The sequence below is a fragment of the Marinomonas aquiplantarum genome, from assembly GCF_003314975.1.
GTDB classification, from domain to species: Bacteria; Pseudomonadota; Gammaproteobacteria; order Pseudomonadales; family Marinomonadaceae; genus Marinomonas; species Marinomonas aquiplantarum.
In genome coordinates this window covers 66,091-89,117 of sequence record NZ_QNRF01000001.1, presented here as the reverse complement: position 1 = coordinate 89,117, position 23,027 = coordinate 66,091, and the positions used below count along the sequence as shown (strand labels likewise).

23 protein-coding genes are annotated in these 23,027 nt (G+C 45.2%); 14 read left to right on the top strand and 9 right to left on the bottom strand.

Going from position 1 to position 23,027, the window contains the following annotated elements:
* The 4 genes from DFP76_RS00420 to hisB form a co-directional block, all read right to left on the bottom strand.
* Entirely contained in the window at positions 1 to 213 is a 213-nt protein-coding gene (locus DFP76_RS00420) for a YgaP family membrane protein (RefSeq protein ID WP_113872716.1), read from the bottom strand.
* Between the two features lie 260 nt (positions 214 to 473).
* Positions 474 to 1,250, bottom strand: a complete 777-nt coding sequence (gene hisF, locus DFP76_RS00415) for an imidazole glycerol phosphate synthase subunit HisF (protein WP_113872715.1) — start codon at positions 1,248 to 1,250, stop codon at positions 474 to 476.
* A gap of 44 nt (positions 1,251 to 1,294) precedes the next feature.
* Positions 1,295 to 1,957 (bottom strand): imidazole glycerol phosphate synthase subunit HisH, encoded by a 663-nt coding sequence (gene hisH, locus DFP76_RS00410; protein ID WP_113872714.1) that lies wholly within the window; start codon positions 1,955 to 1,957, stop codon positions 1,295 to 1,297.
* 29 nt (positions 1,958 to 1,986) lie between these two features.
* Complete coding sequence (gene hisB / locus DFP76_RS00405) at positions 1,987 to 2,580, bottom strand: imidazoleglycerol-phosphate dehydratase HisB (RefSeq protein ID WP_113872713.1); 594 nt, start codon at positions 2,578 to 2,580, stop codon at positions 1,987 to 1,989.
* 242 nt (positions 2,581 to 2,822) lie between these two features.
* Between hisB and DFP76_RS00400 the strand changes: the two genes are divergently transcribed.
* The 4 genes from DFP76_RS00400 to DFP76_RS00385 all read left to right on the top strand — a co-directional run bounded on the left by DFP76_RS00400 (position 2,823) and on the right by DFP76_RS00385 (position 7,813).
* A complete protein-coding gene (locus DFP76_RS00400; RefSeq protein WP_113872712.1) occupies positions 2,823 to 5,111 on the top strand; it encodes an AsmA family protein in 2,289 nt (762 codons plus the stop codon).
* A gap of 33 nt (positions 5,112 to 5,144) precedes the next feature.
* The gene (mutY, locus tag DFP76_RS00395; protein WP_113872711.1) at positions 5,145 to 6,206 is read left to right on the top strand and encodes an A/G-specific adenine glycosylase; all 1,062 of its coding nucleotides are present in this window, start codon (positions 5,145 to 5,147) and stop codon (positions 6,204 to 6,206) included.
* Between the two features lie 21 nt (positions 6,207 to 6,227).
* Complete coding sequence (gene chrA / locus DFP76_RS00390; RefSeq protein ID WP_113872710.1) at positions 6,228 to 7,421, top strand: chromate efflux transporter; 1,194 nt, start codon at positions 6,228 to 6,230, stop codon at positions 7,419 to 7,421.
* Positions 7,422 to 7,528: 107 nt separating this feature from the next.
* Positions 7,529 to 7,813, top strand: a complete 285-nt coding sequence (locus tag DFP76_RS00385; protein WP_113872709.1) for an oxidative damage protection protein — start codon at positions 7,529 to 7,531, stop codon at positions 7,811 to 7,813.
* A 69-nt stretch (positions 7,814 to 7,882) separates the two neighbouring features.
* On the opposite strand, the gene DFP76_RS00380 is transcribed toward DFP76_RS00385, so the two are convergent.
* On the bottom strand, positions 7,883 to 8,299 hold the full coding sequence (locus DFP76_RS00380; RefSeq protein WP_113872708.1) for a flagellar basal body-associated FliL family protein: 417 nt from the start codon (positions 8,297 to 8,299) through the stop codon (positions 7,883 to 7,885).
* A gap of 142 nt (positions 8,300 to 8,441) precedes the next feature.
* Here DFP76_RS00380 and DFP76_RS00375 point away from each other — a divergent pair, with 142 nt between their 5' ends.
* The 5 genes from DFP76_RS00375 (at position 8,442) to trmB (ending at position 11,748) form a co-directional block, all read left to right on the top strand.
* Positions 8,442 to 8,951, top strand: coding sequence for a disulfide bond formation protein B (locus DFP76_RS00375; RefSeq protein ID WP_113872707.1), 510 nt, complete (start codon positions 8,442 to 8,444; stop codon positions 8,949 to 8,951).
* A gap of 101 nt (positions 8,952 to 9,052) precedes the next feature.
* Positions 9,053 to 9,523, top strand: a complete 471-nt coding sequence (rsd, locus tag DFP76_RS00370; RefSeq protein ID WP_113872706.1) for a sigma D regulator — start codon at positions 9,053 to 9,055, stop codon at positions 9,521 to 9,523.
* Positions 9,495 to 10,478: a WD40 repeat domain-containing protein gene (locus DFP76_RS00365; RefSeq protein ID WP_113872705.1), complete on the top strand. Its 984-nt coding sequence runs from the start codon at positions 9,495 to 9,497 to the stop codon at positions 10,476 to 10,478. The genes rsd and DFP76_RS00365 overlap by 29 nt, the downstream gene beginning before the upstream one ends.
* Positions 10,479 to 10,481: 3 nt before the next feature.
* A complete protein-coding gene (locus tag DFP76_RS00360; RefSeq protein WP_113872704.1) occupies positions 10,482 to 10,868 on the top strand; it encodes a DUF423 domain-containing protein in 387 nt (128 codons plus the stop codon).
* Between the two features lie 142 nt (positions 10,869 to 11,010).
* Positions 11,011 to 11,748, top strand: a complete 738-nt coding sequence (gene trmB / locus DFP76_RS00355) for a tRNA (guanosine(46)-N7)-methyltransferase TrmB (RefSeq protein WP_113872703.1) — start codon at positions 11,011 to 11,013, stop codon at positions 11,746 to 11,748.
* Between the two features lie 127 nt (positions 11,749 to 11,875).
* On the opposite strand, the gene DFP76_RS00350 is transcribed toward trmB, so the two are convergent.
* Positions 11,876 to 12,274, bottom strand: coding sequence for an H-NS histone family protein (locus DFP76_RS00350; protein ID WP_113872702.1), 399 nt, complete (start codon positions 12,272 to 12,274; stop codon positions 11,876 to 11,878).
* A 286-nt stretch (positions 12,275 to 12,560) separates the two neighbouring features.
* On the opposite strand from DFP76_RS00350, the gene DFP76_RS00345 reads away from it, so the two are divergent.
* A complete protein-coding gene (locus DFP76_RS00345; RefSeq protein ID WP_113872701.1) occupies positions 12,561 to 14,723 on the top strand; it encodes a Tex family protein in 2,163 nt (720 codons plus the stop codon).
* A 74-nt stretch (positions 14,724 to 14,797) separates the two neighbouring features.
* Here DFP76_RS00345 and DFP76_RS00340 read toward each other — a convergent pair whose 3' ends face one another.
* The gene (locus tag DFP76_RS00340; protein ID WP_113872700.1) at positions 14,798 to 15,391 is read right to left on the bottom strand and encodes an FMN-dependent NADH-azoreductase; all 594 of its coding nucleotides are present in this window, start codon (positions 15,389 to 15,391) and stop codon (positions 14,798 to 14,800) included.
* A gap of 163 nt (positions 15,392 to 15,554) precedes the next feature.
* On the opposite strand from DFP76_RS00340, the gene DFP76_RS00335 reads away from it, so the two are divergent.
* Positions 15,555 to 16,472 (top strand): LysR family transcriptional regulator, encoded by a 918-nt coding sequence (locus DFP76_RS00335; RefSeq protein ID WP_113872699.1) that lies wholly within the window; start codon positions 15,555 to 15,557, stop codon positions 16,470 to 16,472.
* Positions 16,473 to 16,486: 14 nt separating this feature from the next.
* On the opposite strand, the gene DFP76_RS00330 is transcribed toward DFP76_RS00335, so the two are convergent.
* A complete protein-coding gene (locus tag DFP76_RS00330) occupies positions 16,487 to 17,041 on the bottom strand; it encodes an MSMEG_1061 family FMN-dependent PPOX-type flavoprotein (protein WP_113872698.1) in 555 nt (184 codons plus the stop codon).
* A gap of 279 nt (positions 17,042 to 17,320) precedes the next feature.
* Between DFP76_RS00330 and glmU the strand changes: the two genes are divergently transcribed.
* Together glmU and glmS are read left to right on the top strand one after the other, a co-directional pair.
* On the top strand, positions 17,321 to 18,682 hold the full coding sequence (gene glmU / locus DFP76_RS00325; protein WP_113872697.1) for a bifunctional UDP-N-acetylglucosamine diphosphorylase/glucosamine-1-phosphate N-acetyltransferase GlmU: 1,362 nt from the start codon (positions 17,321 to 17,323) through the stop codon (positions 18,680 to 18,682).
* A gap of 122 nt (positions 18,683 to 18,804) precedes the next feature.
* On the top strand, positions 18,805 to 20,631 hold the full coding sequence (glmS, locus tag DFP76_RS00320; RefSeq protein WP_113872696.1) for a glutamine--fructose-6-phosphate transaminase (isomerizing): 1,827 nt from the start codon (positions 18,805 to 18,807) through the stop codon (positions 20,629 to 20,631).
* Between the two features lie 52 nt (positions 20,632 to 20,683).
* On the opposite strand, the gene DFP76_RS00315 is transcribed toward glmS, so the two are convergent.
* Positions 20,684 to 21,835, bottom strand: a complete 1,152-nt coding sequence (locus DFP76_RS00315; protein ID WP_113872695.1) for an oligogalacturonate lyase family protein — start codon at positions 21,833 to 21,835, stop codon at positions 20,684 to 20,686.
* A 246-nt stretch (positions 21,836 to 22,081) separates the two neighbouring features.
* Here DFP76_RS00315 and kdgR point away from each other — a divergent pair, with 246 nt between their 5' ends.
* Positions 22,082 to 22,870, top strand: a complete 789-nt coding sequence (gene kdgR / locus DFP76_RS00310; RefSeq protein WP_113872694.1) for a DNA-binding transcriptional regulator KdgR — start codon at positions 22,082 to 22,084, stop codon at positions 22,868 to 22,870.
* Positions 22,871 to 23,027 lie beyond the last annotated feature (157 nt).

Genomic DNA, 23,027 nt, shown 5'->3' with positions numbered 1-23,027 from the left:
TTATTCTGGTTTTCGAGTACTGATGTTGGCCAGATGATAAATAGGGCACCACCCTGTCGCGAGTGATATCAAATTGAGTGCTCCAAAAACGCCAAGTAATACCTCCAAAACTGGCTCTTGAAAATAGTCGCCATTAAATAAAGCGAAGGCGGTCACTGTCACACCAATAATGCCGCGCAACGAACGATCAATGAGATGCAGATTCTTTTTCATAAGCGTTTCTTACTCAAATGGACTTATCAGTTCACTGTATGTGATTTGAGGCGTTTTTAACAAGGTTCTTAATGTAAGAAATTGAATCTGAATGTAAGAAATCAAAAACTAATAATTAAATTTTATTAAGACAAGGTGGCGAAGGGGTATTTCATTGTCTAAATTTAGAGGGTGAGTTATTTAACTCGACATATTTGCTCTTTGGCAAAACGTGATGAAGAAAGCCTACTGCTAATCAGTAGGCTTTTTTTTGATGAGTGTTATGGAAGACGCATTTCAATGCCAGCGTCAGCCATACGCTGTTTGGCTTGTTGGATGCTGTATTCACCAAAGTGGAAAATACTGGCGGCTAAGACCGCATCGGCTTTGCCTTCAGTGACGCCGTCGACCAAGTGATCCAGATTACCGACACCGCCTGAGGCAATGACAGGGACATGAACCGCTTCGCTGATGGCGCGAGTGACGCCCAAGTCGAAACCATTTTTAGTGCCGTCACGATCCATACTAGTGAGGAGGATTTCCCCCGCTCCGTAGTCGACCATTTTCTTCGCCCACTCAACTGCATCTAAACCCGTTGGCTTACGGCCACCGTGAGTGAAAATTTCCCATTTGTCTGGTTCGCCTTCAGCGCTAACTTTCTTTGCATCAATGGCAACGACAATGCATTGCGACCCGAAGCGTTGCGCCGCTTCACGGACAAATTCTGGGTTGAATACGGCGGCGGTATTGATGCCCACTTTGTCGGCACCGGCATTCAGCATGCGGCGAATGTCGTCACAAGTCCGAATGCCACCCCCGACGGTCAGTGGAATGAAGACTTGTGCCGCAATGGCTTCGACCATGTGTACTGTAGTCTCACGATCATCGGAACTGGCGGTGATGTCTAAGAAGGTGATTTCATCCGCACCTTGTTCATCGTAGCGTTTGGCGACCTCAACTGGGTCACCAGCGTCGCGGATATCAACAAATTGTACGCCTTTTACCACGCGACCATTGTCCACATCCAGACAAGGAATAATTCGTTTTGCTAAGCCCATATCGGCTCCTAATCTGTTACGTCGTTCGCTTATTAATTGGAGGGCTAAGGTTTGCCATCCCAATGGATGAAGTTCTTATAAAGTTGCAAACCGTCTTTATGGCTTTTCTCTGGGTGGAATTGCACCGCGAAGACATTGTCGCGAGCTAACGCCACGCAGAATTCCAAACCATAATCGCATGTCCCGGCTACTTCATTTTGATTGCTCGGTACAACGTAGTAACTGTGAACAAAGTAGAAGCGCGCGTTGTCTGGAATACCTTGCCAAAGAGGATGCGAAATACTCTGTTTGACCTGATTCCATCCCATGTGTGGCACTTTGAGTTTGCTGCCATCGTGGTCTTTGTGATTATCACCGAAAAATAAAGCGTTACCTTCAAAGTGATTTAGGCAATCCACGCCGCCATTTTCTTCACTGTGTGACATCAAGGATTGAATGCCGACACAAATGGCTAAAAAGGGTTTTTCGCGCATGGCTTTTTGAATGCTAGGCACCAAACCTGTGTTGTGCATTTCGCCGATACAATCTCGAATGGCGCCAACACCTGGTAACAACACGCGATCAGCCGCATCAATGACGGCTGGGTCACTGGTGACAATCACTTGGGTGTGTTCGTCGGCCACGTGCTCTAAGGCTTTTGCGACGGAGTGTAGGTTGCCCATACCGTAATCAATGACGGCAACCGTTGACGTGTGAACTTGACTCATATTTTACCTGTCCTAAAACAACTAGCGGCTTACAAGCAGCCCTTTGTCGATGGCATTTGACCTGCCATGCGTTCGTCCACTTCCAACGCCATGCGCAAAGCACGTCCAAACGCTTTGAATATCGTTTCAGCTTGGTGGTGAGTATTTTTGCCACGCAAGTTGTCTAGGTGCAAAGTCACTTTGGCGTGATTGATAAAGCCGTGGAAGAATTCTGAAAACAAATCCACATCGAAACCACCAACAGAAGCACGAGTAAAAGGCACATGCATCTCTAAGCCTGGACGACCAGAGAAGTCGATGACCACGCGAGAAAGTGCTTCATCTAAAGGTACATAAGCATGACCGTAACGCTTGATGCCTTTTTTATCACCAACGGCAATTTCAAAGGCTTGACCAAGGGTAATGCCTAGATCTTCTACCGTGTGGTGAGCGTCAATGTGAAGGTCACCAACCGCATGAATGTCTAGATCAATAAGGCCATGACGAGCCACTTGCTCAAGCATGTGATCTAAAAAAGGCACGCCTGTGACGCAGTTAAATTTACCGGTACCGTCTAGGTTGATCGACACCTTGATCTGAGTTTCAAGCGTATTGCGCTCGACACTGGCAACGCGATCGGACATTGATTGGGTTCTCCACAGTTGATGGCGACTGACCGCCACTTTAATGACATAGTGCGCCCATTATAGAACGAGGGCTCGTTAGCGGCTATGCCTTATAGGTAGGTTTTTTCATGAGTTCTGGCTATTGCATCGATTAACCCGCTCTTCGGATGCTATGATAGCGACACCAATTGTGCTCATCATTGGTGTGTTTTTGAACAAAATTGCGCGTTGTTTTGCGCCTATATAGGGAGCGTTTGTTGATGGTTTGGTTTAAGCGATTTATTTATTTTGTCTTGATTTTACTGGCCTTGATTGGTTTGGCTTTGGCTTATGTCGGGCTGTTTGTGAACCCGAACGATTTTAAAGATGAGCTGAAACAGGTCGCAATGGAAAAAGCCAATGTGAGGCTGCGCTTAGAAGGCGACATTAGTTGGTCCTTTTTTCCTTGGTTAGGCTTAGAACTGGAAAACATTGGTGTGGCCATAGGGTCTGACGCTGAAATCGTGCAATTTGATCGCGCTGAATTTGGTCTGGCCATTATGCCTTTGCTGGAACAAACCATTCAGGTGGACAAGGTCAATTTAGTGAACCTAAAAGCCCATCTTCATAAAAATGCTCAAGGTGAAGGCAATTGGCAACTACAGCTGCCGCCTTCTTCAAAAGCGGATGCTAATACTGCGGCGGTTAAAGGCAGTTCGAACGTGAGTTCCTCAGCCGAAGAGACTGCGCAAAGTAGCCAGATGAAAATTCCAGACATACACCTAGAAGAGTTGCGTATTGAGAATGCACAGATCGTCTATCGAGATGAACAAACTCAGCAGCGAATTGAGGCGGATCTAGATATACAGTTGCAAGATGTTCAATGGGATCAAGCTTGGCCAATGGTGATGGAGGCGAGTGTGACCCAGAGTGACTTACAAGGAAACCAACCGCTTAAGATGGAAGCGAGTGTAAACAGCCAATTGACCGTGTTTCCTGAACGTGAATCCCTTTTATTGGATGCTTTGGTAGTGCAAGCCAAAGTATCGGGTGAGTCAATCCCTGCTAGCCCACTAGAGGCTAAGCTAAGTGCGGTCAGTGTGGCGATGGATTTGCCCCAAGAAAATCTGCTAATTGATGGCTTGGCGCTGAGCTCGATGGGTCTTAATTTAGACGCCAAAATACAAGCGTTTGAAGTGCTAAGTAACCCTCAGTTTGCTGCGACTTTATCGGTTGGGACGTTTAACCCACGCACCTTACTAAACGCTTTGCAGGTACCATTGCCAGATATGGCAGATGCAACGGCTTTGACGAAAGCCAGTGCCAATGTCGCGCTGGAAGGCAGTTTAGACGAAGTGACCATACAGCCTATTTCTATTGCGTTGGATGATACGAAAATTGAAGCTAACGCCGTATTGTCTCTTGCTCCTTTGCGTTGGGATGTCAGCATTGCCGGTGCGAATCTGGATTTGGATCGCTATTTACCCGAGCCCGTTGACACGGAGGTCGAGGCTGTAACAACAAACACAGCCGAGAGCCCTCAAGCTCAAGCCAATACGGCCGCAACAGACTTGATACCAGTAGAGTTGATTCGCGGGCTTAATGGTCATGTGGGTTTGATATTTGATGACATTAAGGTCAAAAACCTCACCATTGATCAACTGGCATTGGATACCACGCAATCTAATGGGGTCGTTAGCATTGCTCCTCTGCAAGCCTCGCTTTACCAAGGCAAAGTCAGCTCTCAGTTACGCTTAGACGTTCGTGGTAACACACCTAAGATCGAGGTGGTACCAAGCGTATCTGGGGTTCAGGTTCAGCCTTTGCTGACGGACTTTATGGCGATGGATAAAATCGCCGGTGAAACTTTTTTAAGTGGTGATTTAACCAGTCAAGGGAACAGTGTTGATGCCCTGATGTCATCGATACAAGGTGATTTGCTGGTGGAAATGAAACAAGGTGCTTTGGTGGGAGCAAACTTAACCAAAAGCGTGTGTGAAGGCATAGCATCGATTCGCAAGGAGACACTCAATGCCAGTCAATTTGGTGACGATACTCCCTTTGAGACCATGCGCTTTCCTGCTCACATTGTTGATGGACAAATCTCGACGCCAGGTTTAACCATGAGCTCGGCTGGCTTACAAGTGACGGGAGATGGCACCATTTCCTTGCCCACACAGTCATTGAATTATCAGGTGAATGTGGGCATTACTGGTAGCCAGTTGGATGACGCATGCCAAGTCAATGAAACCGTGTCACAATTAACTTTTCCTGTGGTTTGTAAAGGCGCATTTAGCGACGACCCTGCCGGCTTATGTCGTCCAGATTTAGCAGGCTTTGGGACCTTGTTTACGAATTTAGCGAAGCAAGAGGCAGCCCAGAAATTGGCGCAAGAAAAAGCCAAATTAAAAGCAGAGTTGAAACAAAAAGAAGCGGATTTGAAGGCGGAATTACAGGCCAAACGTGAAGCCGAAGAAGCTCGATTAAAAGCCGAGTTAGAAGCAAAGCGCGAAGCCGAAGAGGAACGCCTCAAGGAAAAGCTAAAAGATAAATTGAAAAGCTTGTTTTAAATGACATAAAGCAAGCCTTGTTGTGAGAAAAGAATGCAACCAGTCGAATATTTTGCGCCCCGAGTATTAGCTTGGTTTGATGAGCATGGGCGCAAAAACCTGCCTTGGCAGGATAATAAAACCCCATACCGTGTGTGGATTTCTGAGATCATGTTACAGCAGACTCAAGTCACTACGGTCATTCCCTATTATCAAAAGTTTATGACCTCTTTCCCGACAGTGGAAACCTTGGCCGCCGCTGAACAGGACGAGGTCTTGGCTCATTGGAGTGGACTTGGCTACTATGCCCGTGCGCGCAACATGCACAAGGCGGCGAAAAGACTGGTTGACGAGTTTGACAGTGAATTTCCGCAAAGCTTGGAAGGTGTGTGCGAATTGCCGGGCATTGGGCGCTCAACAGCGGCTGCTATTTTGTCGATTTCGCGAGGCAAGCAAACGGCGATTCTAGATGGCAATGTGAAACGAGTGTTAGCTCGTTTTCATGCTGTACCCAATTGGCCAGGTGAAAAGAAAACGGAGCAAGCCATGTGGCATTTGGCAGAGGCTTATATGCCCAGTCAGCGATGTGGTGATTACACTCAGGCGATGATGGATCTCGGGGCAACCTTATGCACACGCTCTAAACCTCAATGTTTGCTATGTCCGTTGGAAGCCGATTGTCAGGCCAGTAAAACACCGGATCCGACGCAATTTCCCATTCGTAAGCCCAAAAAAGCCGCCAAGCCAGAGAAGCAAATTCAAATGCTGGTCTTGACCGACGATGAGCAACGCATTTTATTGGAAAAAAGACCCTCAACGGGCATTTGGGGTGGCTTGTGGAGCTTGCCAGAATTGGCGGTTGAGGAATCTATTGTGCTACACGCAGAACAAAGATTTGTGACGAATGTGTTGTCTGTCACACCCTTGTCACCTTTTCGACATACGTTTAGCCATTACCATTTAGACATTGTGCCAAGTCACGTCAAATTGGCAGCACTTAAAGGCGTAATGGAAGCCAATAAATATCAGTGGTTTTCACATTCGGATGCGTTGACCTTGGGGCTTCCCACGCCGGTTCGACGTATCTTAGAGCAAGATCTGAATGAATTGAATTAACGCATCAACAGGACACACATTATGTTGGATTCAACCAAGCAACATTCAGCTTATTTTACTCGGGTCGCGGAGGTGTTTACCGCGTTCTTTTTATTGGGGTGGACGAGTTTTGGTGGGCCAGCGGCGCATCTTGGGTATTTTAATCAAGCTTTTGTACAACAGCGAAAATGGGTAGTCGAATCTCAATATGCGCAGTGGGTTGCTTTGAGTCAGATTGTCCCAGGTCCAGGGTCGAGTCAGGTGGGCTTTGCCCTAGGTTATCATCGTGCTGGGTTACTCGGCGGTGTCGCGGCGTTTATCGCGTTTACTTTACCTTCTTTTATTATGATGGTGTTGTTGGCGCAATTTGGCCACATTTGGCAGGGTGAAGCGATTTTTGATGCTGTGGTTCATGCGCTCAAATTGTTGGCCGTGGTTGTGGTGGCGGATGCGTGTTTGACCATGTGGCGTTCGTTTTGCCAATCAAGACTGACGGTGTTTTTGGCATTGTTGAGTGCGGCCGTGTTGATATGGGGGCCAGTGAGCTACATCAGTCTTGTGGTGTTGTTGGTGGCCGCGGTCATCTCGATTCTGCTTTTGGACACGGAGCCTAAGGCTTACTCGGCGTTGCCCAGTGTGTCCATGGCGGGCGTGTTTTTTGGTTTGGCGATCTTGCTGTTTGTACTGAGCTTTTTCTTAACTGAAGGGCTGGGGCAGCTGTTCGCGGATTTTTATCAAGCAGGCGCTTTGGTGTTTGGCGGTGGTCATGTGGTTTTACCTATGCTGTCGTCCTTTGTTGCGGATACGGTTTCAAACACCAATCTCCTTATTGGCTATGCCGCCGCACAAGCTGTGCCAGGCCCCATGTTTACCATGGCTAGTTATTTAGGGGCGGCAGCCGCACCGGAAGGCGCGCCTAGTTGGTTGTGGGCTTTGGTTGCGACATTGGCGGTGTTTCTTGGTGGTCTATTACTCATGCTGAGCGCGCAAGCAGTATGGCAAAAACTGTCTGACAATCGTCGCTTTTTGGCCGCCGTTGCTGGGTTAAATGCGGCGGTTGTGGGGATTTTGTTGGCGGCCTTGTATCATCCCATTGGCACTTCTAGCGTATTGGCTTGGCAAGATGTGTTGATGGTTGTGATTGGCTTCGTTTGGTTGAAGTGGCAACGACCATCCATTCTCTTGTTGATTTTGGTGTTTGTATTATTAGGCGTGTTGCGTGCTACTTTAGGGTAATGCACCTTGATGATAAAACTTGAATTTTGCGTTTGTAGCGCCATTATGAAGACAAGTAATCGATAACAAGCAATCCGGTTAATCAATTAAGCTAACGAGACAGTCTTATGGCGAATATGGTTTTTTGTAAAAAGTATCAAACAGAAATGGAAGCGTTAGACAGAGCTCCTTTGCCTGGAGCGAAAGGGCAAGAGATCCTGCAAACGGTTTCAAAGCAAGCATGGCAAGAGTGGCAACTTCTGCAAACCATGATGATCAATGAGAAACAACTTAACTTGATGCAGCCAGACGCTCGGAAATACGTGATGGAGCAGATGGATAAGTTCTTCAATAACGAAGAAACCGATAAGTTAACAGGGTATGTAACCCCTGATGACATTACTGAGCTGTAAAGACAGCTAGAACGAAAAAAAGCGCGGCTAAATCAGAGTTTGGTCGCGCTTTTTCTGTTTTTAAAAGGACTATTGTGTAACGAAGCTGGCAAACAAGATGTCTTTCACTGGTGTAATGCCCGTTTCTGTCTTTAGGGCCTCATTGACCGCGTTAGCGGCATCTTCTCGTGTCTGTTCACGGGCAATGGCACCGGAAACCTGATCTGTTGTACGTGCGCTTAAAAACATCACGATGGCATCACGAACTAAAGGCATATTATGTTCAATCAAGTCCACGCGAGTTTCATCGGTACGAATGCTGATGCTGGTTTTAATGTATTTTAGCTGCGAACCTTCACTAAGGTGATTCACAATAAAAATGGGTTTCAGCTCAATATAAGCGGGTGTCGGTGCATCATTCGCATACGCGCTGGACACAAATACACTGCTTAGGCACATTAGGAGCAATGCGATGGTTTGTCGACATAAGGGCATCATCAATGACATGTTCGTTTCTCGTATTCATTACAATAGTGAGTATACTAACTGGCATTTTAGCTCGCTGTCAGTAGGAATTTTGCACTTTCCGGTATTCTTGCTGTCACAATGACTTAGTTTTTGTTTTGTTGGATGTTTTAGGAACCCCTATATGACAAGTTTTATCACCGCCCGTCGTTTTCATGGACTCATTGCGTTCACCGCTTTTGCCTTGCTAGGCGTGGCATTTTATATGGAATATGAAATGGGGTTAGAGCCATGCCCTTTGTGTATGCTGCAACGCATCATGTTCTTAGGTGTGGGTGTGATCTCTCTAATTTCTGCCTTACTCGATAGTGTCAAAGTTCGTCGAGTATGTGCTTGGTTAGTTGTGGTATTTTCGATATTGGGAGCAGCTTTAGCCATTCGCCATTTATATTTACAGCATTTGCCTGAAGACCAATTACCTGCTTGTTTGCCCGGTTTGAGTTATATGTTCGAGGTGTTTCCTTGGCAGGAAATCATGCAAGCTATGATAATGGGCACTGGAGAATGTGGGGATGTGGTGTGGACATTTATGGGCTTGAGTATTCCCGGCTGGACCTTAGTCGCCTTTGTGGGGATGGCCATTATCAATGGGATGATTGCATTGTCTAAAAATAAAGCTACATCCTTGCCATAAAAGGTTACAAATCCCTGCAGGGGATTGCCTTGCAGGGCTGATTTGATAGGAATATGCTTGGCACAAGACGTAAAAATAACGAATTAGGTTGGAGTCTGCATATGTTAGAAGGTTGTAAAACAGCTCAAGAGCGGTGGGGCGGTGTACATGAAATCATTGACCGTTGGTTAGAACAGCGCCGACAAATGATCGAATCTTTGCTTTTCCTTCGAGAGCGTGGGGAATTTACACCGACTGATACGCCTAAGATTCTGAGTCTTTGTGAAATGTTGGTGGATTATGTGTCTACTGGTCATTTCACGGTTTACGAACAATTGGCTTTAGAAGCCAAAGAGTTTCACGATGACGGTGCCATTGTCTTGTTGGGCGAACTTTTGCCAGAAATTGATAACACTACTGAGGTGGTGATTGAATTTAATGACAAGTACGACACCAAAGAACACTGCAACACCCAATTGGAAGCCTTACCGTTTTCTTTACAAGCGTTAACGGTGGTATTGGCGGAACGTTTTCAGTACGAAGATAAATTAATTAGGGAATTACATGAAGCGCACAGTGAAAAAAGCGCTTAAGAACAGAGCCTGGGTCATGATGAGCGTGGCCCTATTATCCTGTTCTGCGGAATCACCCGTCCGAACGGCTCAATATGCGACACAAGGACTTTATTCCGCTGATTTAAGCCATGATGGAGCCTACGCTTTGGTTGGTTCCATCCAGCACGGTGGCAGTTATTGGAAGACGTCTGTTAACGAACGTCGTTTTAGCTGGAATCATGCCCAGGGCGAATTCTCTTCTTTCAACAGTGTTGATATTGCGCCCAGTGGTGAATTTGCGGTAACCGCGGAAGCTCGTACCTTAGTTCTATGGCGAACAGTCAATGGTCAATCCGATGGCTATTGGACGACACCTGGCGATATCTTGTCGGTTAAGCTGACTCAAAATGGTGATTATGCCTTATTAGGCTTAGATGATCAGACTGCTCGTTATTTCGATGTGAAGCGTGGCGGTATTCGTCAGACGTTAAGAACCGGTGCCAAGGTGAGAGCGGTGGATGTGACAGCCGATGGTCGTTTAGGGGTTACCGGTGATGACTTATCTAAGGTGATGGTTTGGGATCTGCAAACGGGACAGAAAAAATTTGAATGGACACTGAATAATCGCATTTCAACGGTGTCGATTTCAGCGGATGGCAAATATGCTTTCGCCTCAGCTCAGTTAGGCAATGCCAAAGTTTGGTCTTTGGTAAATGGTCGAGAATTAACGTCAATTGATACCGGTAAGCTGAAATACCGTAATGTCACCATCAGCAAAGCCATTTTCTCTGATGACAATCGTCAACTACTCACAGGCGAAGTAAACGGTAAAGTAACCTTATTGCAAGTCAGTACAGGGCAAATGTTGCAAGAGTGGCAAGTGCATAAAGGGAAAAAACGTCCTTCTGGTGCCAGTGTCATTGCGTTGTCCTTTGGCTTGAGTAATCGCTATTATGCCATGGGCAGCAACGGTTATTTGAATGTGTTGGAATAACCTATGACAAAGACTTCTTTTCCCGCCAAGTGGGCGTCTTTATTTGCTCTTCAAGCCTTCCTGTCGGTGGCGGCGGGAGCATTTGGCGCCCATGCTTTAACCAGTATATTTGATCCTAAAGCCTTGGCCTGGTGGCAGACCGCCAGTCAATATCTGATTTATCATGCTTTGGCTGGATTACTGGTTTGCTTGTTTTATCACTATATTGGTGCTGTACAGCGAATCCTTGTCCTATTTTTCCTTGGTAATCTGTTATTTTCGGGCAGTTTGTATGTAATGGCATTTACCAAATTAACTTGGCTGGGGATGCTAACGCCTTTGGGCGGAACCTGTTATTTAATCGCGTGGGCTTGGCTCGTTTGGCGATTATGGCAAGCCAAACCCCTTTAATACGCTTCAACAGATAGAGTGATGGAAAGCGGGACAGAGGCGCGTTTTTACGTTAGCATAGCGCCCCAATTTTAGACTGATGTTTGGCCTTTTTGGTCGCATTAGATCTCTCGACTAGAGCAACTTGAAACGATAGAGCAGCATGAAAGATCAACAAACCGAAATTCAAGACTCTGAATTGCCAGAGTCTGGTCCTCAAGAAGCAATCAAAAAGCGCACCATACGAAGCTTTGTCGTTCGTGGCGGACGCATGACGGAAGGCCAGCAAAAGAATTACGATGCCAATTGGGAAGTATATGGCCTGAATTTAGAAGACGGCCGTATTGATTACAAAACCCTATTTGGTCGTGAGTCTGAGGTGGTCTTAGAAGTGGGTTTTGGAATGGGGGCTTCCTTGGCGGAAATGGCCAAAAATGCACCTGAAAAAGATTTCATTGGTATTGAAGTGCACCCGCCTGGCGTTGCCAAGTTAATGATGCTAGCTAAAGAGCAAGGCATTACTAACCTAAAAGTCTATTGCGATGATGCCATTGAAGTGATGGCAAAGTGTTTGCCAGAAAAAGAAGCCAGTTGCTTTCAGTTGTTTTTCCCTGATCCATGGCATAAAAAGAAGCATAATAAACGACGCATTGTGCAGCCGTTATTTGCACAGCAAGTGGCAAATGTTTTAAAAACAGGCGGGCAATTCCACATGGCAACCGATTGGCAGCCTTATGCAGAGCATATGATGGAAGTGATGGAAGAGCAAAGCCTGTATGAAAATGCGGCAGGTAAAGAGCAATATTACCCACGACCTGAATGGCGCCCTCTTACTAAATTTGAAAACCGTGGCGAAAAATTGGGACACGGTGTTTGGGATTTAATTTACACTAAGAAGTAACTTTAGATAAATGAGTTTGCCTAAATTTTGCTGTTTACCTAAGTTGCAAAACAAAAGGTGATTCTTGTTTAGACAATAAAAAAGCGACCTAAGGTCGCTTTTTTATTTTTCTGCTATGGGCGCTGAATTATTTAATTTCCACGCTCTCACGGCTGTTGCCAGCGTCAAAGTATTCTTGGAAAACTTTTGGTGTACGGCCACGGCCTGTCCACTCATGAACTTTTCCAGCTACTTCAAGGCGGTATTTAGGTTCAACTGTTTTACCTTTTGTGGCACCAGCTTTTGGTGTTGTAAGAAGAGCGACTTCTTCCATGGTTAAACCGCTTTTAGCAATTAAGTTAGCAATTTCTTCAGCACGAGCAGACTTTTCTGCTTGTTCAGCGGCTTTAGACGCTTCTTCTTCTTTTGCTTTTTCTAATGCGTTGTTAAGTCCCGCAATTAGATTCTCAAGTTGTGCAACGCTTAGTTCTTTTGCGGCAGCACGTGCTTTTGCTTTATTGCCAGCTAACTCAATTAATAAACTCATTGATTTCCCCTATTTAACGGTGAGAACTGGTTGCGTATGGCCCTGTACTGAAAAATAGATCCATCTTTTAAACCCAGTTATATATGTGTTCAAATGACAACGATTATTAAATGTCTTTTAAAGACATTGTTTTAATGCTTTAACAAATTAAAATAGAATACATAAATTATATTCAATGTAATCGAAAAGTCTAATTTCGTTGTAGATTCTAATCAAAATATAATTAATATGCTAATACAATTTTATCTGCTAATTGTTATCAATGTGTAAGAAAATAGGTTAATAAATGAAAGGCATTTCTCAAGTTTTAAGTGACGAGTTTTCATTATCAAGACAATATTCCAACAATATTATTGATTTGTTTGAAGAAGGTGCCAGTGTGCCTTTCATTTCCCGCTATCGTAAAGAAAACACGGGAGGCATGATCGATATTCAACTGCGAGCCTTTTATGAAAGATGGCAATACCTTGTTGAATTAAATAAACGTCGTGAGAGCATTCTGTCTGCCTTATCAAAAGAAATGAATGTCCCCGAAGGAATTAAACAAAAAGTTCGAAACGCGATATCGAAAACAGAATTAGAAGATATTTATGCGCCTTATAAGAAGTCCAGAAAAAGTAAAATGGACGACGCGGTCGCAAAGGGCTTGTTGCCTTTAGCAGTCGCTCTCTGGCAAGGGAAGTGTCTCTCAGATGTTGCGAAAGTAGCGATTTGGTGTCAGCAGAATACAGTCAATCTCGATCCCAAGTTGGCTTTGCAGGGTGCTCAAGACATTTTGGTCGAAAAAATTTCGACGGACAGTGATTTATTAAAAGTAGCTCGACAAGCCATGATGAAACAAGGCGTGATTACCAGTCGAGTATTACGAGGAAAAAAACAAGAAGGCGAAAAGTTTCGCGATTACTTTGAGTATGAAGAGGCGGTTTCAAAAGTAGTCTCTCACCGCCTTTTAGCACTGTTTAGAGGTAAGAAAGAGAATATATTAAAATTAGGCATTGTGTTTAAAGGACATGAAGATTGTCCTGAATTCCTTTATTTGCCCCATCTAACAAAATTATTCGACAATCATCAGCACTCTGCGTCCTTATCGGCGGCTCAAAAGTCTTACATAGCTCTTGCTTGGCGAACAAAATTACAGACTAAATTAGAAACCGATGTGCTTGCACAGCTAAAAGAAAAAGCGGAAGAAGGTGCCATTCAAGTTTTTGCGAATAATTTAGAAGATTTATTAATGGCAGCCCCTGCTGGAGCGCATCGTGTGATTGGTGTCGACCCAGGATTTCGTAATGGTGTGAAATTGGCCGTGATCGACGAGCAAGGAAATGTTTTGGATCATGGTGTGATTTATCCTCATGCTCCTCAAAAGCAGGTGCAAGCGGCCCAGCACAAGCTCTGTCAATTGATTAAACAGCACCAAGTACGTTGGGCAGCAATCGGAAATGGAACGGCTTCACGAGAAACAGAAGCACTACTGAAGGACCTTATCGCGTCAGAAGCCTTGTCGTGTCAGGCGGTTGTGGTCAGTGAAGCTGGTGCTTCGGTGTATTCGGCCTCCCTCATAGCCAGTGCCGAGTTTCCTGATTTAGATGTGACTATTCGTGGGGCTATATCCATCGCACGACGCTTTCAAGATCCATTGGCCGAGCTGGTGAAAATTGATCCTCAGGCCATCGGCGTAGGGCAGTATCAACACGATATTAAAGTCAGCGCTTTGTCGACGTCTCTTGCCAATGTGGTAGAGGATTGTGTGAACCGAGTGGGTGTTGATATCAATCTCGCGTCCGCGTCACTCCTGTCTTATGTGTCTGGATTAACGGAACGAATTGCACATAACATTGTGGCTTATCGAGAATCCAAAGGCCGTATTGAATCACGTTCGGAATTAAAAAAAGTTAAAGGCATAGGCGAGAAGTGCTTTGAGCAATGCGCTGGTTTTTTGCGCATCTTGAATGGCAAAGAGCCTTTGGATGCCTCGGGCGTTCATCCAGAGTCCTATGATTTAGTGCGGAGTATGGCTAAGAAGCTGACACTGACTAGCCGCGAGTTATTGAATAATGCGGCGGCGCTTCAACAGTTGAAAACGTTAGCGCCTAGCTTTCAAAGTGCTGGCAACTTTACCTATTCAGACATTTTGAGTGAACTGGCCAAGCCAGGACGAGATCCACGTCCAGAGTTCACCTACGCGGCTTTTGACCAGACGATACAGTCATTAGAAGATTTGCAAGAGGGTATGACGCTAGAAGGTGTGGTGACGAATGTCGCGGCGTTTGGGGCATTCGTGGATTTGGGCGTACATCAAGACGGATTAATTCACATTTCACAGCTGGCGGATCGATTTGTAAAAGACCCACGAGATTTAGTGCGAGTCGGTCAGGTGGTCAAGGTGATGGTGTTAGAGGTGGATGTGAACCGAAAACGCATTGCCCTAAAGGCGCAAGGATTTTCGTAAGGCATTAAATAAATAAACGCCAGTTAATGAATTAACTGGCGTTTTTAAAAAGGGAATATCAACTTAAAGCAGGTTTAAACCGCAGCAGCAATTTGTTGCTTCGCTTGATTAAACGCTTGTTCGCCTGGCTCACCTAAGGCTTGTCCACCGGCAATAAACGTCTCTTTCACGTTTAGACCAAGGAAGCCAAGGAATGTGTTGATGTACGGCGCTTGGTGATCCATTGGTGTGTCTGCAAGGAAGCTGCCACTCGCCGTGAAGACGTAAGCATCTTTCTTAACCAAACCTTCTGGGCCAGTTTCTGTGTATTGGAAAGTACGACCAGCACGAGCAATGTAATCAAAGTAAGATTTCAACGTCGACGGGATACTGAAGTTATACATTGGCGCGGAAACAGCAATCAAATCAGCCGCTTCCAATTCGTCGATTAATTCGTCACCAATGGCAACGATGGCTTTTTGTTCTGCGGTGCGATCGGCTTCAGGTGTAAACAAAGCGCCTAGGGTTTCGCCAGTGAAGTGTGGTAGTGGATTCGCTTCAACATCGCGAGTGACTACTTTTCCATCCGGGTTTTTCGCTAACCATTGCTCAACAAAAGCATCGGCCAATTGGCGAGATTTAGAGTTAGCACCAGCAGCACTAGAATCAATACGTAATAAAGTCGTCATGTAAACATCTCCTTAACAAGAGTTGAGCTTTAATGGCTCTGTGATTTGAAAGTGAAATCATCATATAACCAAATTATTCGATAAAAAAGTGACATTTTTTGGAGATATTGATCGAATAATACGATACTTTAATGACAAATTGGTTTGAGAAAGAAGCACAAACGTGAAATCCCCAAGAGTGACATTAGAGCAATGGCGAGTCTTACAGGCCGTGGTTGATAGAGGTGGCTTCGCACAAGCGGCAGAAGCTTTGCACAAAAGTCAGTCATCTGTGAGTTATACCGTGGCTAAGTTGCAGGAGCAGCTAGGTTACCCTCTATTAATTATTGAAGGGCGAAAGGCCAAGTTGACTGAGCGCGGGGAAGTTCTGTTACGTCGTTCCCGCCATTTGATCAAAGAGGCTGTTGAGCTAGAAGAATTGGCACATACGTTAGGGCAAGGTTGGGAGCCAGAGTTGGAATTAGTGGTTGATCAAACGTTTCCAACCCCTGCTTTACTGCGTGCTTTGAAGGCCTTTGAACCCCAGAGCCAAGGCACGCAAGTACAGCTAAAAGAAGTGGTGTTAAGCGGTGGTTTAGAAGCCCTCAAGAATGGTCGACCTGACTTGGTGCTCAGTGGCATAGTGCCGAAAGGCTATTTGGCTGATCCGATCGTGGAAGTAGAGTTGGTCGCGGTGGCATCGCCGTTACACCCTCTAATGGCAGAGAAAGAAGCGATTAACAATGAGCGGCTGAGTCGAGAACTGCAATTGGTGATCCGTGATTCCGCTGTGGAATCTTCCATGGACGCGGGTTGGTTAGGCACGGAAAGGCGATGGACCGTTTCTAGCGTGCAATCGGCGCTAGAAATTGTGGTGAGCGGTGTTGGGTTTGCTTGGTTGCCGAAAGCGGATATTTCAGAAGAATTAGCCAATGGCAAACTGAAAAAGTTGAGTTTGATGTCTGGTAGTGAGCGCAACTTTCATTTGTACGCTATTTTCGGTAAAGGCGAACGCACTGGACCTGCAACAAGGTTGTTAGTGGAATTGCTGCAAGAGGAATGCAATGCCTGTCCCAGTAGAGTAAACCCCTTGTCAGCTTAGTGATTTAGGTTGCGTTATGACGCAACCTGATCTTGTATGATTTTGAGCAAAGATGGTAAGAAGGTTCGATCTACGTTGTAATCGTCTGACCATAGCTTGGCGAACGCAATGGCTCTCGGGCAGTGAAAGAGAGTGGTTTCGACGGCAATTTTTACCACCAGTTTGGGACGCTTTCGACCTTCACAAAACGTATCTAACAAAGCTTCGTCTGTATGAAGAGTCGCAGAACCCTGTACGCGAACAATCTCTCCTATTCCTGGAATCATAAATAACAGCCCCATTTTTGGGTTGTCGATTAGGTTTCTCATACTGTCTAAACGGTTGTTCCCCGGCATGTCCGCAAACGCCAGAGTATGTGGATCCAAAACTTTAACAAAGCCTGGCTTTCCGCCTCGGGGCGAGACATCGTTAAATCCGGCTTGGTCTGTAGTAGCAATGACGACATAAGGGCTGTGTTCAATAAAGCGAATAGCATGCTCTTCTAAGTGTTTGATTTCCTTGCCTTCTGCAAGTGGGTGAGGTGAATCATAGAGTGCATTTAGAGCATCGTGGTTAACTATTTGTGACATCATTTCCCTCGGATGGACAGTATGACTGGAGACAGCTGGCTGTATTGTAAATCAATCTCACTTATAAAAGTATGTTCTTCTTTGTCGGTGAAAAAACGCTGACAATTATTTATTTAGAGTGCTCGATTAGAAGACATAAATCAGAGTGTTAGCGAAGAAATATAAAATTGTCATTTTATTTTTGACAATTTGGCTTGTTGTGTTTTGGTGAAAACGATCTAATAGGTCAAATAGCTAACATTCCAATATTCATCATCAGATATCATACAAGGAAGCGTCATGAGTCAGGACATCGTAATTCTTGCTGCAGGCAAAGGCAGCCGAATGAAATCCTCTTTTTCCAAGGTATTACACAAGGTTGGTGGCGTCACCATGGTAAGAAGAGTGCTGTCGACAGCGGCTTCCATGGCAGACGCGAAACTGCATCTAGTTGTTGGTCATCAAGGCGAACAAGTGGCAGAGCATTGTCAGGATTTTTCAGCCAATGTGGTTTGGCAAAATAATCCACAGGGTACAGGCGATGCGTTGCGCCGAGTGGCTTCTTCTCTACAAGCAGAAGGAGCCACTTTGACACTTTATGGGGATGTACCATTAATTCGAGCCAGTACCCTAGAGAAAATGGCGGCCTTATCTACGCCAAAAACCTTAGTGTTGTTAACCATTTCCCTTGATAACCCAACAGGTTACGGACGCATTGTGCGTAATGCCGAAGGAAAAGTGTGTGCCATTGTCGAGCAAAAAGACGCGTCAGCGGAAGAGTTGACTATTAAGGAAGTGAATACTGGCATTTTATTGGCGCCTAACCAGCTGTTACAAACTTGGTTGGCTGCGTTGACCAATGATAATGCTCAGGGGGAATTTTACCTCACTGATATCATTGCTATGGCGGCGCAAGACGGCATAGAGATTGTCACCGTACAACCGGAAAACGAAGCGGAAGTGGCTGGTGTGAATGATCGAGTTCAGTTGGCCGCATTGGAGCGTGAATGGCAGCAGCAACAAGCCATTAAATTGATGCAAAATGGCGCCACGTTATTAGATCCGTCTCGCATTGACGTGCGTGGTGAGCTAACCACAGGCGAAGATGTGATCATCGACGTGAATTGTGTGTTTGAAGGCAAGGTTGTGTTGGGTGATGGGGTGGAAGTTGGGCCGAACTGTCACCTTAAAGACTGTGTCATTGGTCATGGCACCGTAATTAAAAGCCACTCTATGATCGATGACAGCCAAGTTGGAGAGTCATGCGATATTGGTCCATTTGCGCGGTTACGACCAGGTACTCGGTTGGCGAACAAAGCGAAAATCGGCAATTTTGTTGAAACCAAAAAAGCGAACATTGGTGAAGGCAGCAAGGTCAATCATTTGAGTTACATAGGTGACACAGAGATGGGGGCTAACGTAAACGTTGGCGCGGGTACCATTACTTGTAACTACGATGGTGTGAATAAACATCTGACACAAGTCGCCGATAACGTATTTATTGGTTCAAACTCTGCTCTAGTGGCGCCGGTTCAGGTGGCTGAAGGTGCGACCATTGCTGCAGGCTCTACCATTACCAAGGCGGTAGGCGAAAAGCAATTAGCCTTTGCCCGCTCTCGACAGGCCAACAAAGATAATTGGCCAAGACCGGTTAAAAAGTAACGGTTAGAACCCAAAATAATACCTATACATGTCGTCATATGTTGCAACATATGACATAAAGCTTGAAACAAACAGTATTGATAGATCGGCGCGAGTGCCGGTCTGTCTCAAAAGGATTCAATATGTGCGGAATAGTGGGTGCGATTGCACGTCGTAATGTCTCTAAAATCTTAATCGAAGGATTAAGTCGACTGGAATATCGTGGTTATGATTCGTCTGGTGTGGCGATCAATAATGAAGAAGGCGTGTACTCACATCGCGCGGTCGGTAAAGTTCAGGCATTGCGAGACAAATTTGCTGAACAACCTTTGGACGGCAAAATGGGCATTGCTCATACCCGTTGGGCGACACACGGTAAACCAACAGAAGCTAATGCTCACCCGCACTTCTCGGGCGACGATCTCGCTCTGGTTCATAATGGCATTATCGAAAATCATGCACCATTACGCCGTGAGTTAAAAGAAAAGGGTTATGAATTTAAATCGGAAACGGATACCGAAGTCATTGTTCATCTGATTCACGATGCATTGAAAACTCAGCCTGATTTGTTGAAAGCCGTGCAAGTGAGCTTATCTCGTTTAGAAGGGGCTTTTGCGATCGGTGTCGTACAAAAAGACGACAATGAACGTTTTATTGCCGCTCGTAAAGGCAGTCCACTTGTAGTGGGTGTTGGTATTGAAGAGAACTTTATTGCCTCTGATCAGTTGGCGTTGTTGCACGTCACAGATCAATTTATCTTCTTGGAAGAAGGGGATGTGGCGGAAGTGTCGCGTGATGAGGTGATCATTTATGATGTCAAAGGTGACGTTCAAGAACGACCAGTGAGCGTTTTTAACCACAATGTTGATGCTACGGATAAAGGTGAATTCCGTCATTATATGATGAAGGAAATCTACGAGCAGCCGAATGTGATCAGTGCGTGTTTGGAAGGTCGTATTAGTGATTCTAAGGTGCTGACCAGCTGCTTTGGCGCTGAGTCAGACTTCCTCAAAAAAGTCGAAAACATTCACATTGTTGCCTGTGGTACCAGTTATCACGCAGGTATGGTGGCAAAATATTGGATTGAAGACTTGGCTGGCTTACCTTGCAGTGTGGAAGTAGCCAGTGAATATCGTTACCGCAAAGTAGCGGTGCCAAAAAACACCTTGTTTTTGACCTTGTCTCAGTCGGGTGAAACCGCGGATACCTTGGCGGCGCTACGTATGGCTAAAGAGCTAGATTATCTGACTACTTTAGCCATTTGTAACGTGCCATCCAGTACCTTGGTACGTGAATCTGCTTTGACCTTGTTGACTAATGCCGGTACGGAAATCGGTGTGGCTTCCACTAAAGCCTTTACGACACAGCTGACCGCCTTGCTGATTACCAGTGTAGCGATTGCAGTGGAAAACGGGTTAAGTGCCGAAAAAGAAAAAGCTTTGGTACAGGCCATGCGCTCTTTGCCTGCTCATGTAAACGATGCTTTGCAGCAAGATGCGCACATCAAGCAGATTGCCGATAAATTCGCCAATAAGCACAATGCGCTTTTCTTAGGGCGTGGCGCTATGTTCCCTATTGCCTTAGAAGGCTCGTTGAAATTAAAAGAGATTTCTTACATCCATGCGGAAGCGTATCCAGCAGGAGAGCTAAAGCATGGGCCATTGGCGCTTGTGGATGAAGACATGCCAATCATTACCTTAGTGCCGCATAATGACATGTTGGATAAAATCAAATCCAACCTGCAAGAAGTGGCAGCACGTGGTGGTGAGCTTTTCGTTTTCGCGGACCGAGATACAGACCTTCATAATGAAGAGAATGTCACCTTCTCTGAGGTGCCGAAAGTGGAAGCCATTCTAGAGCCTATTGTTCACACCATTCCGTTGCAGCTGTTGTCATACCACGTTGCGGTAGTGAAAGGGACGGATGTGGACCAGCCGCGAAATCTCGCAAAATCCGTTACGGTTGAGTAATAAAAAAGCCCAGTTGCTAGGCAACTGGGCAAACTCGTACAGAGAGCAATACTTAATTAATGGAAGCAAGGTAAACGGCAGGAGAGCCATTTCTGTCTGAGCCGAATAGCACGGACTGATCGTCTGGTGTGAATGAAGGGTGTGGGTGGTTCACTTGACGATCACCTTCCAAAACCGCCCAGCTTGTTTTGTGCTCCGCAATGGCTGTGATGCTATTTTTATGTAAATCAATCACATATAAGTTTGGGTCATTGTCGATACGGTGGCTTGATGTGTCTGTCACATCGACCGGCGTGCCGGAACCGTCGCCAACCACCAAGCTGCCATCATAATTGCTCATTAAGTGGCTGCAGGCAGGCATTTCACTTTCTACCGTAAAACTTAAATTGTCCGCATTTACTGAGCAAAGCTCACGCTGGTGGCTGTTCGGACGATAAGAGACGAACATCATTTTAGAGCCATCTGGAACGAAAAATTCGTGTGTGCAGGACTCATTTTGGTCTTGCTCGTAGACTTTGCGCACATGATCGCCGTTTTCATTTACCATCCACATGCGAGTCTCGACAAGATCGTGTGGGCCTTCATGGCAAAAAGCGATAGTGTTGTCATCATGTGGGCGATACAGAGGGTGTCCAAGCCAAATATTGTCTTCAAATACCACACTTCGTTTACCGCTTTTCAAGTCAATGGAAATCAATCGGCAGCGTGGGTTTTGGTGATATAGCTGTGCAAATTTTTCCCAGCTGTCTAACGCCATGTAATCACTGTCTTTAATTTCGATTCCGACCACTTTTGTGCAATCTGTATTTGGTACCCAGGTGCCGTACCCGACCCAGCCTTTAGGGACCTCATAAAGCACGCTGTGTTCTTGAGTATTAAGGTCGACGCGAATCAGTTGTTTATTGTGTTTGACGAAAATGAGGGCATCGTCTTGGGTAGTGAGAAAGCCACCAAATACGTTATCGCCAGCGCCTTCGGTTAACTGAAGTGTTGTCTCTTCTTCTAAGTCGACGAGATGGTAATTGCGGTGCTGGTCAAAATCAGCGGCAAGCAATAATTTATTACCATCATTGGTAAAACATTTCTGATAGAAGTAATTACGGTTACACACTGCATTATCAGGGGTTAGCTGAATAATACTAGAGCCGGTTTGGGCATCTTTAAAATGCTTAAATGGCAAAGATCGTCGATGGCCGAGTGACATGAATCCCTCTCTTATTGTTGTTTCGTTCTGTCAGTATTCTGGTCTCAATAGAATCAAGGATAGACAAAATAGCAATATGCAGTCAATAAAAATAAAAAGCCGTTTCTTTTTTGTTTTTATTGGGAGCACTCAAAAATACCTTGGTGTCAGAGGTGGTAAATGGAAAGACAAGGCGATGGGATGTATCTATGAGAAATTTTCTACTATACTGATAAAATTCTATTTCAATAAAAATGAAACTAACTTATGGCAAACGAAGAAAACAACAATCAGCAAATTGAACCTGTTTCCTCTGTTATGAAGGTGTTTGCAATTTTAAATGCCTTATCTGAAAAGAAAGCTTCAGGTGTGACAGAGTTATCGCAAAAAGTAATGACTTCCAAAAGCACTGTGTATCGCTTTCTACAGACCATGAAGATGCTTGGTTATGTTAGTCAGGAAGGTGAGGATGATCGCTATTCATTAACCCTTAAACTGTTTGAAACAAGTTCCAAGGCGTTAGATTACGTTGATTTGGTTTCCTTGGCTGAGCCGCACATGAATCGCATTGGCGAATTGACTAAGGAAGCTTTGCACCTTGGGATTCGTGATGGTGATGGCATTATCTACATCTACAAGGTAGATGCTCAGTATAATTTACGCATGCAATCTCGCATTGGTGGTCGTAACCCTCTTTACTCTACGGCGATAGGTAAAGTGTTATTGGCGGAGCGTTCAGAAGAGTATGTACGAGAAGTCTTGAGAGAGACGGAATTTACGCCTTCAACCGCTCGTACGCATCCAAATATTGACGCATTGCTGGAAGAGCTAACCTTAGTCAAACAGCAGGGTTATGGAGTCGATAACGAAGAGCAAGAAGAAGGCTTGCGCTGCATCGCTGCCCCTATTTATGATCGTTTGGGGAATGTTGTTGCCGGTTTAAGTTTGTCTTTTCCTTCTTTGCGTTACACTCAAGAGAAGTTCGATACCTACACAAACTTATTAAAAGAAGCGGCTGCTGACATTTCTGAAAAGTTAGGCGATGTTAAGTCCTAGTACTTAACCAGTTTGAGATAATGAATAAAAATAGAGGCTTTGGCCTCTATTTTTTTGCCTAGAATTTGCCTGAAAAGAAGTCTTCCACCGATCTATTTATCCCACCTTAATGCTTAAAATTTCAATTTATCAAAACAGCTTTTCATAAAATGTTGAG

Excerpts from the sequence above, each read along its gene's own strand:
- glmU (WP_113872697.1), top strand. The coding sequence starts at position 17,321 with ATGAGTCAGGACATCGTAATTCTTGCTGCAGGCAAAGGCAGCCGAATG.
- DFP76_RS00400 (WP_113872712.1), top strand. The coding sequence starts at position 2,823 with ATGGTTTGGTTTAAGCGATTTATTTATTTTGTCTTGATTTTACTGGCC.
- DFP76_RS00420 (WP_113872716.1), bottom strand. The coding sequence starts at position 213 with ATGAAAAAGAATCTGCATCTCATTGATCGTTCGTTGCGCGGCATTATT.
- DFP76_RS00375 (WP_113872707.1), top strand. The coding sequence starts at position 8,442 with ATGACAAGTTTTATCACCGCCCGTCGTTTTCATGGACTCATTGCGTTC.
- DFP76_RS00360 (WP_113872704.1), top strand. The coding sequence starts at position 10,482 with ATGACAAAGACTTCTTTTCCCGCCAAGTGGGCGTCTTTATTTGCTCTT.
- DFP76_RS00340 (WP_113872700.1), bottom strand. The coding sequence starts at position 15,391 with ATGACGACTTTATTACGTATTGATTCTAGTGCTGCTGGTGCTAACTCT.
- trmB (WP_113872703.1), top strand. The coding sequence starts at position 11,011 with ATGAAAGATCAACAAACCGAAATTCAAGACTCTGAATTGCCAGAGTCT.
- DFP76_RS00380 (WP_113872708.1), bottom strand. The coding sequence starts at position 8,299 with ATGTCATTGATGATGCCCTTATGTCGACAAACCATCGCATTGCTCCTA.
- chrA (WP_113872710.1), top strand. The coding sequence starts at position 6,228 with ATGTTGGATTCAACCAAGCAACATTCAGCTTATTTTACTCGGGTCGCG.
- DFP76_RS00345 (WP_113872701.1), top strand. The coding sequence starts at position 12,561 with ATGAAAGGCATTTCTCAAGTTTTAAGTGACGAGTTTTCATTATCAAGA.
- hisH (WP_113872714.1), bottom strand. The coding sequence starts at position 1,957 with ATGAGTCAAGTTCACACGTCAACGGTTGCCGTCATTGATTACGGTATG.
- rsd (WP_113872706.1), top strand. The coding sequence starts at position 9,053 with ATGTTAGAAGGTTGTAAAACAGCTCAAGAGCGGTGGGGCGGTGTACAT.
- hisB (WP_113872713.1), bottom strand. The coding sequence starts at position 2,580 with ATGTCCGATCGCGTTGCCAGTGTCGAGCGCAATACGCTTGAAACTCAG.
- mutY (WP_113872711.1), top strand. The coding sequence starts at position 5,145 with ATGCAACCAGTCGAATATTTTGCGCCCCGAGTATTAGCTTGGTTTGAT.
- hisF (WP_113872715.1), bottom strand. The coding sequence starts at position 1,250 with ATGGGCTTAGCAAAACGAATTATTCCTTGTCTGGATGTGGACAATGGT.
- glmS (WP_113872696.1), top strand. The coding sequence starts at position 18,805 with ATGTGCGGAATAGTGGGTGCGATTGCACGTCGTAATGTCTCTAAAATC.
- DFP76_RS00315 (WP_113872695.1), bottom strand. The coding sequence starts at position 21,835 with ATGTCACTCGGCCATCGACGATCTTTGCCATTTAAGCATTTTAAAGAT.
- DFP76_RS00385 (WP_113872709.1), top strand. The coding sequence starts at position 7,529 with ATGGCGAATATGGTTTTTTGTAAAAAGTATCAAACAGAAATGGAAGCG.
- DFP76_RS00330 (WP_113872698.1), bottom strand. The coding sequence starts at position 17,041 with ATGTCACAAATAGTTAACCACGATGCTCTAAATGCACTCTATGATTCA.
- DFP76_RS00365 (WP_113872705.1), top strand. The coding sequence starts at position 9,495 with ATGAAGCGCACAGTGAAAAAAGCGCTTAAGAACAGAGCCTGGGTCATG.
- DFP76_RS00350 (WP_113872702.1), bottom strand. The coding sequence starts at position 12,274 with ATGAGTTTATTAATTGAGTTAGCTGGCAATAAAGCAAAAGCACGTGCT.
- kdgR (WP_113872694.1), top strand. The coding sequence starts at position 22,082 with ATGGCAAACGAAGAAAACAACAATCAGCAAATTGAACCTGTTTCCTCT.